The organism is Staphylococcus ratti (assembly GCF_020883535.1).
GTDB lineage: Bacteria > Bacillota > Bacilli > Staphylococcales > Staphylococcaceae > Staphylococcus > Staphylococcus ratti.
Window position 1 is genome coordinate 1,015,449 of sequence record NZ_CP086654.1, and the last position, 14,959, is coordinate 1,030,407.

Sequence of the window (14,959 nt, forward strand, 5' to 3'; positions counted from 1 at the left end):
GTGTTCGTAGTGGAAACGTCTCGATTTCAAAACGTGTCGCCGTCGCAGTTTGAACCTATGCAAGGTCAACAACCACCTCATATTCTTACAAAATATCAATATGAGTTAGATGCATTTTTTTACGCGGGGTTCGGTATTCGATTTTTAAGTTATATCATAGACTTAATTATTCTTTGGGCGGTATCAAATATTGTGATTAATCCGCTCTTAACATTGACAGGAGCCGATAGTTTTAAATTATGGATTGATTATTTCAGTCTTTCAAATGTACTCAACGCATTACTTTATTTTTTATATTTTGTATTAATGACAAAATTTTTCCAACAAACACTTGGTAAAATGATTTTAGGTATTCAAGTGTATCGTAATGATTTCAAACCATTTCAATGGTCAGATGTATTATTTCGTGAGTGGATTGGACGTATCATTTCGAATATTATGTTAGGCTTACCGTATCTTGCGGTGATTTTTACACCAAAACATATTGGTGTACACGATTATTTTGCAGATACGGTTGTAGTTAAAAAGAAATATCTTAATTACATTAAAGAAAATGAAGGCCTATGACGTGCGAAGAATCATGAGAACTCGTATAATGTAAATGACTTGGATTTATTTAAGGAGGCAATAGATTTATGGCACAAATTACATTTAAACAAAATCCTGTTAACCTTTTAGGGAACGAAGTCAATGTAGGTGATCAAGCACCTGATTTCAAAGTTGTAGATACGCAATTACAAGAAGTGACTTTAGCAAAGTTTGATGGGAAGAAAAAATTATTAAATGTTGTACCATCATTAGATACGGGTGTGTGTGATCAACAAACACGCAAATTCAATGAACAAGCGAACGATGAAGATGGTTTCGTATTGACATTGTCTTTAGATTTACCTTTTGCACAAAAAAGATGGTGTGCATCGAATGGTTTAGATAATGTGATCACTTTAAGTGATTATCAAAATCGTTCATTTGGTGAAGCTTATGGCGTATTGATGGACGGGCTACAATTACTCGCGCGATCAGTATTTGTTTTAGACGAAAACAATAAAGTTGTTTATAAAGAAATTGTGCCAGAAGGTACAGATTTTCCTAATTTTGATGCAGCTTTACAAGCATATCGTCAGCTATAAAGAATTATAAATTAATCCTGAGGCTGGAACATTTTTTGATGTACCAGCCTTGTTTTTTGAAAGGACGTAGAATATGTCAGAATCACAGACAGTTATGGAAAAAATTTATAAAAAACTGGATGAAATCACGCATCAACTTAATAAAGAAAATGGACAAAGCTTTATTGAAAATCTAGGACTTGCTATGGAACAAATGTACACTAAAAATCGTGAGTTAATTGAGCAAGCGACGTTGCAAGATAGACGTAAAGCTTTCCAATTTGCGTATTTAAGTCAATTACAAAAAGAAGAGGTCCAAGCGAACCATCAAATCACACCGGATTCAATTGGTTTGATTTTAGGATATTTAATTTCACAATTTGAATCAGAAAATCAAGCGTTTCATATTGCAGATTTAGGTGGCGGTTCGGGGCATTTAAGTGCTACCATTCATGAAGTGATGTCTGATAAGACGATGATGCATCATTTAGTAGAAGTGGATCCGGTTTTATCAAGATTAAGCGTACATCTTGCGAACTTTCTTGAAATACCATTTGATGTTTATCCTCAAGATGCACTAATGCCACTTCCATTTGAAGAAGCAGATGTGACGATAGGAGATTTGCCTATTGGTTACTATCCTGTAGATGAACGCAGTCATCAGATGAAATTGGGTTTTGAAGAAGGGCATAGCTATGCACACCATTTATTTATTGAGCAAGCGATTACAGCGCTTAAACCATCAGGCTATGCGTTTTTAGTCGTTCCTACACAATTGTTTGAAGATGAGAAAGTGAAACAGTTAGAAAATTTTATTGCAACAGAAACGGAAATGCAAGCGTTTCTTAATTTGCCTAAAAATTTATTTAAAAACGAACGTGCGCAAAAATCATTGCTTATTCTTCAGAAAAAAGAACAAGGTGTAACCCGACCTGTTGAAGTTTTGTTAGCCAATATCCCTGATTTGAAACAGCCACAAAACTTTCAAAATTTCTTGAGTGAACTCCAAAATTGGATGAATCAAAATCACCCGAAAAAATAATCTGTAGTACTCTTGAAATCCAACTGTGATAATGGTTAAATAGATTTTGGATATAAACTATAAATATTGGAGGACGTTTACATGTCTAAGTTAATTTTGGCAATTAACGCTGGTAGCTCATCATTGAAATTTCAATTAATTGAAATGCCAGAAGAAAAATTAATTACTAAAGGTCTAATAGAACGTATTGGCCTTAAAGATTCTATTTTCACTGTTGAAGTGAATGGAGAGAAAGTAAAAGAAGTAAAAGACATTAAAGATCATGAAGAAGCTGTAAACATGATGTTAGACAGTTTACAAGCACATGGTATTATTAATGACATCAATGATATTGATGGTACAGGTCACCGTGTGGTACATGGTGGAGAAAGATTCCCTGAATCTGAATTAGTTACTGATGATGTCGTTACAGATATTAAAAAATTAACAGACTTAGCCCCTTTGCATAACCCAGCAAACTTAATGGGCATTGAAGCTTTTAGAAAATTATTACCTAATATCCCTCATGTAGCAGTATTTGATACGTCATTCCACCAAACAATGCCTGAATCTGCATATCTTTACAGTTTGCCATATAACTACTATAAAGATTACGGTATTCGTAAATATGGTTTCCACGGTACAAGCCACAAATATGTATCACAACGTGCGGCTGAAATTTTAGGTAAACCTGTTGAAGAATTACGTATTATTTCTTGCCATATTGGTAACGGTGCTTCAATTGCAGCTATTGATGGCGGAGAATCTGTAGATACATCTATGGGATTCACGCCATTAGCAGGTGTTACGATGGGGACACGTTCAGGTAACATTGATCCTGCTTTAATTCCATTTATCATGGAGAAAACAGGTAAAACAGCAGATGAAGTATTAAATACTTTAAACAAAGAATCTGGATTACTTGGTATTACAGGAACGTCAAGTGACTTACGTGATATTGAAGATGATGCAAGCAACGGTAACGAACGTGCAGAACTTGCATTAGAAGTTTTTGCATCACGTATTCATAAATATATGGGTTCATATGCAACACGTATGCATGGTGTTGATGTCATCGTCTTCACTGCTGGTGTTGGTGAGAATTCAGACGTTATTCGTGCACGTGTTTTAGAAGGTTTAGAATTTATGGGCGTTTATTGGGATCCACGTAAAAACGAAGGATTACGCGGCAAGGAAGCAGAATTGAACTATCCGCATTCTCCTGTTAAAGTGTTAGTCATTCCTACAAATGAAGAAGTTATGATTGCACGTGATGTAATGAAATTTGGTGGCTTATAAAACGACCGAATGAGGGCATTGGTTAAATGATTTGAAGAGGTTGAGGCAAAATCTTACATATGAAACACCGTTGAGCGGTTTTCTAGAGTAGTAAGCGGTAATGCTTCAATCTCTTTGATTGATGTTTAATCGAAAAATAAAAAGCGGACGTATGAAGTAAACATAATTACTCATACGTCCGCTTTCTATAAATGTAATGCTGTAAAGTTATTAGATTATTCATATACCGGCAAAATGGAAGAGGGCGTATTTGTTGGCATATGAATCACATTATTTTTATTGCTCTAGAGTGCGTACATCATTTCATTGGCAGTATTGCAGTGTTGATTAAATATTGTAATCTTGTAGGAGTTCTTTTGTGGCAACACGTGGCTCGAATGTTTCAGGGATTTGTTCAGTACGAACAACAAGCACATCACACTCTGCATGGCGTACGATAGCTTCTGATACAGAGCCAACAATAAAACGTTCAACAGCGTTTAAGCCTGAAGTACCACACATGATTAAATCAATGTTGCCTTCTTCTCTCGCTTTTTTAGGAATGATAGATTTCGGAGAACCAAACTCTAATTTGGTTTCAATATGTGTCACGCCTTCCTCTTCTGCGACTTTGCGATAACCGTCTAACAATTTTTCAGCGAATGATTTTGACTTTTCAGTGAAATTAGAGTCGTACACTTCAAAAGAAGTATAGGTACGAGAGTCAATTACATTCATAATTGTTAATTTCGCATCGTTACGACGAGCTACTGCAACTGCCTTGTTAAAAGCCCATTCTGCTTCGTGTGAACCGTCAACTGCAATTAGAATATTTTTGTACATTAACATGGCCAAAACTCCTTTCTTATTTCACTATTATTATATCACGTTTTTTGTAAATTCTGCCAATTATAAATAAGTTGTAAAAAAGAATTAGAACTTATGATTGCGCTTACAAAAGACATACGTTATCATTAGCCTTGGGAGGTGCAGGGAGAATGAAAATTGGTATTCCTAAGGAGATAAAAAACAACGAAAATCGAGTGGGATTATCACCAAGTGGTGTCCACGCATTAGTCGAAGCAGGTCATACTGTTGTCGTTGAAAAGTCAGCAGGATTAGGTTCTTTTTTTGAAGATGCTGATTATGTTGAGGCTGGTGCAGAAATCATCGACGCTCAAGCAAAAGTTTGGGACGTAGATATGGTAATTAAAGTTAAAGAGCCTTTAAAAGAAGAATATGATTTCTTTAGAGAAGGGCTTATTTTATTTACTTATTTACACTTAGCAAATGAGCCTGAGTTAACGGAAGCGTTAATTAAAAATAAAGTGGTGGCTATTGCTTATGAAACAGTACAATTAGCTGACCGCTCATTACCATTACTTACACCAATGAGTGAAGTAGCGGGACGTATGTCTGCTCAAATTGGTGCGCAATTTTTACAGAAATTTAATGGCGGTATGGGCATTTTACTAGGTGGTATTCCTGGTGTTCAAAAAGGTAAAGTAACAATTATCGGTGGGGGCCAAGCTGGAACAAATGCAGCACGCATTGCTTTAGGCCTTGGCGCTGATGTGACGATTTTAGATGTTAATCCTAGACGTTTACAACAGCTTGAAGAATTATTTGACGGCCGTGTCCATACGATTATGTCCAACCCGCTAAATATCGAAGAACATGTGAAAATGAGTGATTTAGTGATTGGGGCCGTGCTTATTCCAGGAGCCAAAGCACCTAAACTTGTAACTGAAGATATGATTAAAAAAATGAAAGCAGGTTCGGTTGTAGTTGATATTGCGATCGACCAAGGTGGTATTTTCGAAACGACAGACCGCATTACAACACATGATGACCCTACTTATATTAAACACGGTGTAGTGCATTATGCAGTTGCTAACATGCCAGGCGCTGTTCCACGCACGTCTACCATTGGCTTAAATAATGCGACATTACCTTATGCACTCCAACTTGCTAATAAAGGTTATAAACAAGCGCTTATCGACAACGTACCTTTATCTGAAGGTTTAAATACGTATAATGGTTTAGTGACGAATAAAGCTGTAGCTGAAGCGTTTAATAAAGACTTCACTCCGGTTTCAGAAGTATTAAAATAAAAGTTATCAAAACAACAGCGGTAGGATGTAACGTCTTACCGCTGTTGTTTTTAACTATTTTTTATACGATGATAATGATTGGTATCCATTTTGTGTTAACAGTATATCGTCTTCAATACGGACACCTACAACATCTGGAACATAAATACCAGGTTCGATTGTAATCACCATGCCTTCTTTTAAAAGAAGGTCATTCGTTTCTGAAATATCTGGATATTCATGCGCTTCTAATCCTAAACCATGACCTAAGCGGTGTGGGAAAAATTCACCATAACCGGCTTCTGAGATGATGGTACGTGCAGTTTTGTCAATTTCACTCACTTTAACACCAGGTTTAATTTTAGAAATCGCTGCTAATTGTGCTTGCTTTACAATATCATAAACGTTTTGAGCTTCATCGCTAGGTGTGCCGAATGGTATTGTTCGCGTAATATCGCTACAATAATTTTGATAAATCACACCTAAATCAAATAAGACAAACTCATTATTTTTAAGCTTCCGATCGCCAGGTGTGCCATGTGGGGCTGCAGCATGATCTCCAAATAACACCATCGTATCAAAACTCATTTCATGGACACCAAAAGCCTTGATTTCATTTTCGATATGATTGACAACTTCGCGTTCAGTGACACCTTCTTTTAAAAAGGCTTCTCCAATTTCCATACATTTGTCAGCGAGTTCAGCTGCTTTTGCTAAAATATCAATTTCTTCCTGAGATTTAACATTTCTCATTTCTTGAATGATTGCATCGACAGGACGAACTTCTTGCAATTGATAAGCAGATTTAAGTTCGTTGTATCGACGATAAGTTAAATGGTTTTCTTCGATTAAGACCGTATTGAGCTCATCTTTGTACTTCGCATATGGATCTTCAGTGTCGAGATAACCTATAATTGTACCGTCAAAAGGGGATGCTTTTACTTCTTCGACTTCAAGTTGTGGACAAAACAGAATGCGTTCTCCAGTTGATTTCACGAGAAGTGCGAAAAGTCTTTCATGAGGATCACTTTTGTAACCTGTGTAATAGTAAATATTAATTGGATTAGAAATCCAAGCGGCATCTGCATTGGATGCTTTAATTTTTGAAATTAGTTGATTGATTTGTGTCATTTGAAGCGCCTCCTTAATATAAACATTTTAAATAAAAAATCTGAGACAATTCAAACTGTTAGAATGTGTTGTTCGTATAAAGACGTGGTATAGTGATATTAATAGCAAAAAGGAGGATGGCATAATGAAATTATCGTTTCACGGACAATCAACAGTGTATTTTGAAGCAAATGGCAAAAAAGGAATTATTGACCCATTTATCACTGGAAATGAATTGTCAGATTTAGATGCATCAACACTTGAAGTGGATTATATTATTTTAACGCATGGTCACGAAGATCATTTTGGTGATACGCTTGAGATTGCGAAGCGTACAAATGCAACCGTAATTGGTACGGCTGAAATGGCAAATTACTTGAATTCAGCGCATGGTATAGAAAATGTTCATGGCATGAATATTGGTGGCAAATGGGAGTTTGACTTTGGAACATTAAAATTTGTCCAAGCTTTTCACAGTTCAAGTTTAATGGACGATAACGGTAAACCTATTTATTTAGGAATGCCAATGGGCGTTGTGTTGGAACTTGATAATAAAACAATTTATCATACTGGGGATACAGGATTATTTAGTGATATGAAGCTGATTGCAGACCGTCATCCTGTAGATGTATGTTTTGTGCCAATTGGCGATAACTTTACGATGGGGATTGAGGATGCAAGTTATGCGATTAACTCGTTAATTCGACCTAAAATTAGTGTGCCAATCCACTATAATACATTCCCGCTCATTGAACAAAACCCTGAAGATTTCAAAAAAGCAGTCACACACGGTGAAGTTCAAATTTTGAAACCCGGTGAGTCTGTTGAGTTGTCATAAAATATGGAGGCCAAGACATTTTGAAGTCTTGGTCTCCTTACTTCACTTCGTAAAAATACATTTAAAAAGTATTGTTATTTTACAATTAGAACTGGGATTTTAGCGCGTTTAGCGACTTTATGACTTACGCTTCCCAAAACGAACTTTTTAGCCGCTTCGGCTTTTCTATTGCTTACAACGACAATGTCGTAACGACCGCTATTAGCATAAGCAACGATTTTTTCTTTAGGGTTACCACGCTCAATAATGACTTCATATTGAATATGATCCGCTTCTAATTGTGCTTTCGTAGCTTGCATTTTGTCATCACGAACTTTTTTGAGTTCATTGATATGTGTACCCATACGAACAGAGGCTTGAACATCTTGTTCACCGATGACATGAAGTAATGTCACTAATGTTTCATCATCTGCTAACTTTTTGACTTCTTCAATTGCTTTAGCATTTTTTAAATCAGGATCAACAGCTAATAAAATATGTTTGTGCATAAGAGTTCCTCCTTTTTATTTTATTGTAAACAAAACATTTGCTGATTTCCATTAAATATCATCCAGAAAGGATAGGATTCTCTTTCACATCACAGTATAAAAAAAGGTATAATAGATAGGACAAAAACATCTATAACGAAAAGGGATTATTTTAAAATTGATACATATGGTTGAGGTAATTTAAAATGACAAAACATGAACAAATTATAAAGCATATAGAGAAACTTTCTATCGGTCAAAAAATATCAGTTCGTAAAATCGCAAAAGATTTAGATGTTTCAGAAGGAACGGCTTACCGTGCGATTAAAGATGCGGGACAACGTGGGCTTGTGGCGACTATTGACCGAGTAGGGACGGTGCGTATCGAAAAAAAGTCACGTGAACAGTTAGATGTATTAACCTTTGGTGAAATTGCTAAAATCATCGATGGACAAATTATCGCGGGACGTGGAGGACAATTTAATTCACTAACAAAATTTGCAATTGGCGCCATGGAACTTGAAAACGTAGTGAATTATGTATCGAAAAACACATTACTCATTGTTGGGAATAGAGAAGATGTTCAAAAAGCAGCTTTAAAAAAAGGGAGCGCCGTTTTAATTACTGGTGGATTCGATGCCTCGAATGAGATTAAGCATTATGCGGATGAACACGAGTTGCCAATCATTTCGTCTAATTACGATACGTTTATGGTAGCGAACATCATTAACCGAGCGATGTATAATAAAATGATAAAAAAAGAAATATTATTAGTGGAAGATATCGTCATTCCATTAGAAGAAACGTCTTATTTGTTTGATTCTATGTCGGTAGAAGAAGTAAGTAAAAAGGCTCAGGAAACAGGGCATTCGCGTTTTCCTGTCGTTGATAAAGAAATGAAATTAACGGGTATTATTACAAGTAAAGACATTTTAAGTCAGTCCCCTTTAGTACAATTGAATAAAGTAATGTCAAGGCCTCCAATGAGTGCTCAGTTAAGCACGACTGTTGCGAGTTGTGCCCATTCAATGATTTGGGAGGGTATTGAATTACTACCTGTCACTTCTGCTGATCGAAAACTGATAGGTGTCATTTCTCGTGAAGATGTATTAAAAGCAATGCAGATTGCGGGGCGTCAACCGCAAGTTGGAGAGACGATTAACGATCAAGTTGCTAAACATATTGATATTCGTAATAATCAAATTCATGTTGAAATTACGCCGCAATTAACGAACCAGTTTGGAACGTTGAGTAAATCTGTTTCTGTGGCAATCATTGAAGAAACGATTAAATATGTGATGCGTAAACATAAGAAACTTGAAGTGATGATTGAAAGTCTCAATATTTTTTATATCAAAACCGTACAAATCGAGAATGAGGTTGAAGTTCTGTATAATATACTAGATATGGGACGTAACTTTGCGAAGTTAGAAGTAATGATGCAAAGTGGACAACAACCAGTTGCTAAAGCTTTATTGATGTGTCAATTATTAGATAGTTAGGAAGTGCTAAATATGAATACTTTTGAAGACATTCAGTTAAAAATAAAAGAATATCAAACAATTATTATTCATCGACATGTAAGACCAGATCCCGATGCATTAGGATCCCAAACAGGCTTACAAAAATATATACAAGCAAAATATCCTGAAAAACATGTTTATTGCGTGGGGAGTGATGAACCAACGCTCTCTTTATTTGGAAAAATGGATAGTGTTGATGATACGTTATATGAAAATGCACTAGTCATTGTATGTGATACAGCGAATGCGCCTAGAATTGATGATCATCGCTATGATAAAGGAAATTATCTTATCAAAATTGATCATCATCCACCGGTCGACAATTATGGCATGCTTAACTATGTAGATACATCTTCATCATCCACAAGCGAGATTATTTTTTCTATGATTCATGCAGCACAAGATGAGCAGTTGATTAATAAAGCGATCGCTTCTGCACTCTACTTAGGTATCGTGGGAGACACCGGTCGCTTTTTATTCAATAATACTACGCCACACACAATGAATGCGGCAGCCACACTTTTAGAACAAGATATTGATCACCATGATTTATTAAACAAAATGGCGGAAAAAGAACCATATTTACTTGCTTTTCAAGGCTATGTACTACAAAATTTCCAATTGGATGAAGATGGCTTTTGTAAAGTTCAAATTACAAACGATATTTTAAAAACCTATCAAATTCCACCTAATGAAGCTTCATTATTTGTCAATGCGGTTGCTGAAATCAAAGGGTTACGCATTTGGGTTTTTGCCGTTGATGAAGGCACTGAAATTCGTTGTCGCATTCGTTCGAAAGGAATTGTGATTAATGATGTTGCGCAAGCTTTTGGTGGTGGAGGTCACCCTAATGCATCCGGTGTATCTGTGGACAGTTGGGATGCATTTGAATCGTTAGCACAAGCTTTAAAAGAAAAATTGTCGTAAAGGTAAGGAGGATTTGCAATGGTTGCACATTTAAATATCCATACATCATATGATTTGCTCAACTCAAGTATTAGAATCGAACGGATCGTTTCAAAAGCAAAGCAAGAAGGTTATGCAGCCATTGCAATTACCGACCTTAACGTGATGTATGGCGTGCCTCAATTTTTTGATGCATGTTTAAAAGCAAATATTCAACCTATTTTAGGGCTGACGCTCTATGTAACAGACGATTTAGTAGAGAAAGAAGCTGTGCTTTTAGCAAAAAATAACGACGGGTTAAAGCGTCTTTTCAAATTGTCTTCAGATATTAATACAAAGCGTCTACGTCATATTAATATCTATGATTTGCCCGAATACATAGAAGATACAGTAGTGATATTTAAAGCATTGACACATGAAACAGCCACATGGCTTGATAACGTTCCGAAATCTACCTCTGTTTATGTAGACCACCTTTCCAATATTAGTACTATTCCAAAAGTATGGATTGAATCCGCATTTTATGAAAGTCCGAGTGATGCGGATACGGTAGAAGTGTTAGGTGCGATTCGGGATAATACGAAAGTGAATTTAGTGGAACAATCAATATCTAAGCAACAACATTTTAAAACAATAGATGAGCTTACCCATATGAATCTTCAGCAACAATGGCTTGAAGCGACGGATGAAATCGCTCAACTATGCGAAGCGACATTAACATACCATCAACCACTATTGCCTGAATTCAGCACACCTCAAGGTATGACTTCAGACGATTATTTATGGGAACAGCTTCAATCTGCAATGAAAAAAAAACAACTCAACCAAAATGCATATCAACAACGTGTGGTGCATGAATTCAATACGATTAAAGCGATGGGGTATAGCGACTACTTTTTAATCGTTAGTGATTTGATTAATTATGCTAAAAATAACGGTGTTATGGTTGGGCCAGGTCGTGGTTCTTCAGCAGGTTCTTTAGTCAGTTATTTATTAAACATTACGACGATTGATCCATTGAAATATGATTTGCTATTTGAACGTTTTTTAAATCCAGAACGTGTGACTATGCCAGATATAGATATTGATTTTGAAGACACTCAAAGAGAAAAAGTCATTCACTATGTGCAAGAAAAATATGGTGCTTTTAAAGTTGCAGGTATTGTTACATTCGGCCATTTACTTGCTAAAGCTGTTGCGCGTGATGTCGGACGTGTTATGGGCTTTGACGAAGCAACATTAAGTGAAGCATCAAAACTTATTCCAAGTAAATTAGGTGTCACGTTAAAAGATGCCTATGCAACAGAGGCTTTTAAACAATTTGTACATCGAAACCACAGACATGAGCAGTGGTTTGAATTATGTAAAAAACTTGAGGGACTACCTCGTAATACTTCGACGCACGCGGCAGGTGTTATCGTCAATGATCAACCATTATATGAAACGATCCCTTTAACCCAAGGTGAAACAGGTGTTTTAACACAATGGACAATGACAGAAGCGGAGCGAATTGGACTATTAAAAATAGACTTTTTAGGTTTACGTAACTTAACAATTATTCACCAAGTGATGAAACAAGTTCAAAAAGATACAGGCGTTGCTATTGATATAGAACGTATTCCTTTTAACGATGCAGCGGTGTTTCAATTGTTATCTAAAGGAGATACAACAGGCATTTTCCAACTTGAGTCAGAAGGTGTACGTCGTGTACTTCAAAAATTAAAACCTCAGCATTTTGAGGATATTGTCGCGGTCACCTCATTGTATCGTCCTGGTCCAATGGAAGAAATACCGACATATATAAAACGAAGACATAACCCTTCTGAAGTTCAATATTTACATCCGGACTTGGAGCCGATATTAAAACGGACATATGGTGTCATTATTTATCAAGAGCAAATTATGCAAATCGCAAGTCGCTTCGCAGGCTTTAGCTATGGTGAAGCTGACATTTTAAGACGTGCAATGAGTAAGAAAAACCGTGCAGTTTTGGAAAATGAACGCCAACATTTTATTGAAGGGGCAAGTAAAAAAAGTTACTCAAAAGCATTGAGTAAAGAAATTTTTGATTTGATTTTAAAATTTGCGGATTACGGTTTTCCTAGAGCGCATGCTGTTAGTTATTCTAAAATTGCTTACATCATGACTTACTTAAAAGTACACTATGCACCTTATTTTTATGCGAATATTTTAAGCAATGTGGTAGGGAACGAAACGAAAACGGCACAAATTATTTTGGAGGCCAAGCAACAACACATTCAAATTAACGGACCTCATATTAATCATAGCCAATGGCGCTATCGTGCAGTAAAACATCAAATTTACATCTCGTTAGGGGCAATAAAGGGTATTGGCTATCAAAGTGTTCAAACAATCGTTAAAGAGCGAATAGAAAATGGTGCTTATAAAGATTTCTTTGATTTTTGTCGGCGCATACCTACACGTATCCGTTCTAGGAGATTATTGGAAGCGCTTATTCTTTCAGGAGCAATGGATTGTTTTAAAAAGAACCGAGCGACCCTTTTGCAATCTATTGATAAAGTAAGTGATATACAATCTGACCTTGATCAAAGCTTTTTAGAAGCTTTTTCCACAACGAAACAAGAATATCAAGAAACTGAAGAAATGCCTGAACAGCAGAAATCGGATTATGAAAAACAATATTTAGGCTTTTACGTATCGATGCATCCAGCAGAAAAAGCATTTCGCGCAAAACAGTATCTTGGTGTTTATCCACTTACAACGAAAGCCCATAACGAACCTATTTTGGTGATGTTGGAAGAGATTAAAGTCATTCGTACTAAAAAAGGGCAAAAGATGGCGTTTGTAGTATTCAACGATGGTTTGCGTCAAATTGATGGCGTTATATTTCCAAAACTATATCAAACGGTGGAGTCCTCTCTAGATACACAAAGTTTCTATGTCATTGAAGGAAAATTTGAGCAACGTAACAACCAAGTTCAAATTGTCGTGAACCAACTGAATACTTTAAAAGTGTATGAACAACACAAGTTAGGGTTTGCCAATCAAATCGTCACGCGTGAACACTTATCTGAAGCTAAACAACAATTGTTAAAGCGCACAGTGGTGCAACAAGACAATCAACAAAATATTTTAAGTGTCTTGTTTTTCGATGATAAAACCAATGCGACTCAAACGCTTGGTTATATTCAGCGAGATGATGTTGAAAGTTTTATTCAAGACTTTAATCCTGAAAATATAAGATTGTTATAAAAGGGTTGGAAATGTAATTTATATATCAATTTTTAAAGACCTATAGTATAATGACGTTTAAGTTCGACTGTTTAAGCAGTTATCAAAATGAGACAGTAAAAATGGGAGTTGATAGTGAATGTCTTTAAGAGACGATGCTTTGCATATGCATAAAGAAAACCATGGGAAATTAGGCGTAGCACCTAAAGTGAAAGTAACGAATAAGGAAGAACTTAGCTTAGCTTATTCACCAGGTGTTGCAGAACCTTGTAAAGATATCCATGAACAACCTGAAAAGGTTTATGATTATACAATGAAAAGTAACACAGTTGCAGTAATTTCTGATGGTACAGCAGTTTTAGGGTTGGGCAACATTGGTGCTGAGGCAAGTATCCCAGTAATGGAAGGTAAAGCAGTTTTATTTAAAAGCTTTTCAGGTGTTGACGGCATTCCATTATCCCTTTCAACGACAGATACAGAAGAAATTATTCGTACCGTTAAGCTTTTAGAACCTAACTTTGGCGGTATTAATTTAGAAGATATTTCTGCGCCACGCTGTTTTGAAATCGAAGAACGCTTAAAAAAAGAAACAAAAATTCCAGTGTTTCATGATGATCAGCACGGGACAGCAATTGTTACAATGGCTGGACTAATGAATGCATTACGCATCGTTAACAAAGATATTGCAGATATCCGCGTCGTTTTAAATGGTGCCGGTGCTGCAGGTATTGCTATTGTCAAATTGTTATATTCTTACGGCGTGCGTAATATGATTATGTGTGATTCACAAGGCGCTATTTATGAAGGGCGTCCTCACGGAATGAACCCAACAAAAGCGTTTGTTGCAAAGTGGACAAATAAAGATAAAATCAACGGCAAATTAGCGGATGTTATTGAAGGCGCAGATGTATTTATCGGCGTATCAGTAGCTAATATTTTAACTGAAGAAATGGTTGAAACAATGGCTAATGACCCAATTATTTTTGCAATGGCAAATCCTAACCCTGAAATTACTCCAAATCTTGCCAAAAAAGCAGGTGCTAAAGTTATCGGAACTGGTCGATCAGACTTTCCAAACCAAATTAACAATGTGTTAGCATTTCCGGGCATTTTCAGAGGCGCGTTAGATGTACGTGCGACACACATTAATGAAAAAATGAAACAAGCAGCAGTAAAAGCAATTGCGAGCTTAATCACTGAAGATGAATTGAATTCTGACTATGTGATACCTGGCCCATTTGATAAACGGGTTGCGCCATCTGTAGCGAGAGAAGTTGCTAGAGCGGCGATGGAATCAGGAGTGGCAAGAATAGACGTCGATCCTGAAGAGATTTATCAAAAGACATTAGCATTAACTGACCTTAAATAACTCAGAGAGATAAAGGTAGTGTGGAGGTATAT

At 36.3% G+C, this 14,959-nt stretch carries 13 protein-coding genes; 10 read left to right on the forward strand and 3 right to left on the reverse strand.

The window, feature by feature from the left end:
- Window positions 1–9 precede the first annotated feature (9 nt).
- The 4 genes from LN051_RS04940 (at window position 10) to LN051_RS04955 (ending at window position 3,429) form a co-directional block, all read left to right on the forward strand.
- A complete protein-coding gene (locus tag LN051_RS04940) occupies window positions 10–567 on the forward strand; it encodes an RDD family protein (RefSeq protein WP_420853994.1) in 558 nt (185 codons plus the stop codon).
- Between the two features lie 68 nt (window positions 568–635).
- Window positions 636–1,130, forward strand: a complete 495-nt coding sequence (gene tpx / locus LN051_RS04945; RefSeq protein ID WP_229293446.1) for a thiol peroxidase — start codon at window positions 636–638, stop codon at window positions 1,128–1,130.
- A gap of 73 nt (window positions 1,131–1,203) precedes the next feature.
- The gene (locus tag LN051_RS04950) at window positions 1,204–2,151 is read left to right on the forward strand and encodes a class I SAM-dependent methyltransferase (RefSeq protein ID WP_229293447.1); all 948 of its coding nucleotides are present in this window, start codon (window positions 1,204–1,206) and stop codon (window positions 2,149–2,151) included.
- Between the two features lie 81 nt (window positions 2,152–2,232).
- Complete coding sequence (locus LN051_RS04955) at window positions 2,233–3,429, forward strand: acetate kinase (protein ID WP_229293448.1); 1,197 nt, start codon at window positions 2,233–2,235, stop codon at window positions 3,427–3,429.
- 327 nt (window positions 3,430–3,756) lie between these two features.
- Here LN051_RS04955 and LN051_RS04960 read toward each other — a convergent pair whose 3' ends face one another.
- Window positions 3,757–4,257, reverse strand: coding sequence for a universal stress protein (locus LN051_RS04960; protein WP_229293449.1), 501 nt, complete (start codon window positions 4,255–4,257; stop codon window positions 3,757–3,759).
- A gap of 149 nt (window positions 4,258–4,406) precedes the next feature.
- Here LN051_RS04960 and ald point away from each other — a divergent pair, with 149 nt between their 5' ends.
- The gene (ald, locus tag LN051_RS04965) at window positions 4,407–5,522 is read left to right on the forward strand and encodes an alanine dehydrogenase (RefSeq protein ID WP_229293450.1); all 1,116 of its coding nucleotides are present in this window, start codon (window positions 4,407–4,409) and stop codon (window positions 5,520–5,522) included.
- Between the two features lie 54 nt (window positions 5,523–5,576).
- Here ald and LN051_RS04970 read toward each other — a convergent pair whose 3' ends face one another.
- Window positions 5,577–6,632 carry a M24 family metallopeptidase gene (locus LN051_RS04970; protein WP_229293451.1) on the reverse strand — a complete coding sequence of 352 codons (1,056 nt, stop codon included), beginning with the start codon at window positions 6,630–6,632 and terminating at the stop codon, window positions 5,577–5,579.
- Between the two features lie 124 nt (window positions 6,633–6,756).
- Here LN051_RS04970 and LN051_RS04975 point away from each other — a divergent pair, with 124 nt between their 5' ends.
- A complete protein-coding gene (locus LN051_RS04975; protein ID WP_229293452.1) occupies window positions 6,757–7,449 on the forward strand; it encodes a metal-dependent hydrolase in 693 nt (230 codons plus the stop codon).
- 74 nt (window positions 7,450–7,523) lie between these two features.
- Here LN051_RS04975 and LN051_RS04980 read toward each other — a convergent pair whose 3' ends face one another.
- Window positions 7,524–7,937 carry a universal stress protein gene (locus LN051_RS04980; protein WP_229293453.1) on the reverse strand — a complete coding sequence of 138 codons (414 nt, stop codon included), beginning with the start codon at window positions 7,935–7,937 and terminating at the stop codon, window positions 7,524–7,526.
- 185 nt (window positions 7,938–8,122) lie between these two features.
- Between LN051_RS04980 and LN051_RS04985 the strand changes: the two genes are divergently transcribed.
- The 4 genes from LN051_RS04985 (at window position 8,123) to ystJ (ending at window position 14,927) form a co-directional block, all read left to right on the forward strand.
- The gene (locus LN051_RS04985) at window positions 8,123–9,418 is read left to right on the forward strand and encodes a DRTGG domain-containing protein (RefSeq protein ID WP_229293454.1); all 1,296 of its coding nucleotides are present in this window, start codon (window positions 8,123–8,125) and stop codon (window positions 9,416–9,418) included.
- Window positions 9,419–9,430: 12 nt separating this feature from the next.
- On the forward strand, window positions 9,431–10,366 hold the full coding sequence (locus LN051_RS04990; RefSeq protein ID WP_229293455.1) for a DHH family phosphoesterase: 936 nt from the start codon (window positions 9,431–9,433) through the stop codon (window positions 10,364–10,366).
- A gap of 18 nt (window positions 10,367–10,384) precedes the next feature.
- Window positions 10,385–13,579 carry a DNA polymerase III subunit alpha gene (locus tag LN051_RS04995; RefSeq protein WP_229293456.1) on the forward strand — a complete coding sequence of 1,065 codons (3,195 nt, stop codon included), beginning with the start codon at window positions 10,385–10,387 and terminating at the stop codon, window positions 13,577–13,579.
- A gap of 118 nt (window positions 13,580–13,697) precedes the next feature.
- Window positions 13,698–14,927 (forward strand): NADP-dependent malic enzyme, encoded by a 1,230-nt coding sequence (gene ystJ / locus LN051_RS05000; RefSeq protein WP_229293457.1) that lies wholly within the window; start codon window positions 13,698–13,700, stop codon window positions 14,925–14,927.
- Window positions 14,928–14,959 lie beyond the last annotated feature (32 nt).

Coding starts and splice junctions, on each gene's coding strand:
- LN051_RS04960 (WP_229293449.1), bottom strand. CDS start 4,257: ATGTTAATGTACAAAAATATTCTAATTGCAGTTGACGGTTCACACGAA.
- ystJ (WP_229293457.1), top strand. CDS start 13,698: ATGTCTTTAAGAGACGATGCTTTGCATATGCATAAAGAAAACCATGGG.
- ald (WP_229293450.1), top strand. CDS start 4,407: ATGAAAATTGGTATTCCTAAGGAGATAAAAAACAACGAAAATCGAGTG.
- LN051_RS04950 (WP_229293447.1), top strand. CDS start 1,204: ATGTCAGAATCACAGACAGTTATGGAAAAAATTTATAAAAAACTGGAT.
- LN051_RS04955 (WP_229293448.1), top strand. CDS start 2,233: ATGTCTAAGTTAATTTTGGCAATTAACGCTGGTAGCTCATCATTGAAA.
- LN051_RS04980 (WP_229293453.1), bottom strand. CDS start 7,937: ATGCACAAACATATTTTATTAGCTGTTGATCCTGATTTAAAAAATGCT.
- LN051_RS04975 (WP_229293452.1), top strand. CDS start 6,757: ATGAAATTATCGTTTCACGGACAATCAACAGTGTATTTTGAAGCAAAT.
- LN051_RS04985 (WP_229293454.1), top strand. CDS start 8,123: ATGACAAAACATGAACAAATTATAAAGCATATAGAGAAACTTTCTATC.
- LN051_RS04990 (WP_229293455.1), top strand. CDS start 9,431: ATGAATACTTTTGAAGACATTCAGTTAAAAATAAAAGAATATCAAACA.
- LN051_RS04970 (WP_229293451.1), bottom strand. CDS start 6,632: ATGACACAAATCAATCAACTAATTTCAAAAATTAAAGCATCCAATGCA.
- tpx (WP_229293446.1), top strand. CDS start 636: ATGGCACAAATTACATTTAAACAAAATCCTGTTAACCTTTTAGGGAAC.
- LN051_RS04995 (WP_229293456.1), top strand. CDS start 10,385: ATGGTTGCACATTTAAATATCCATACATCATATGATTTGCTCAACTCA.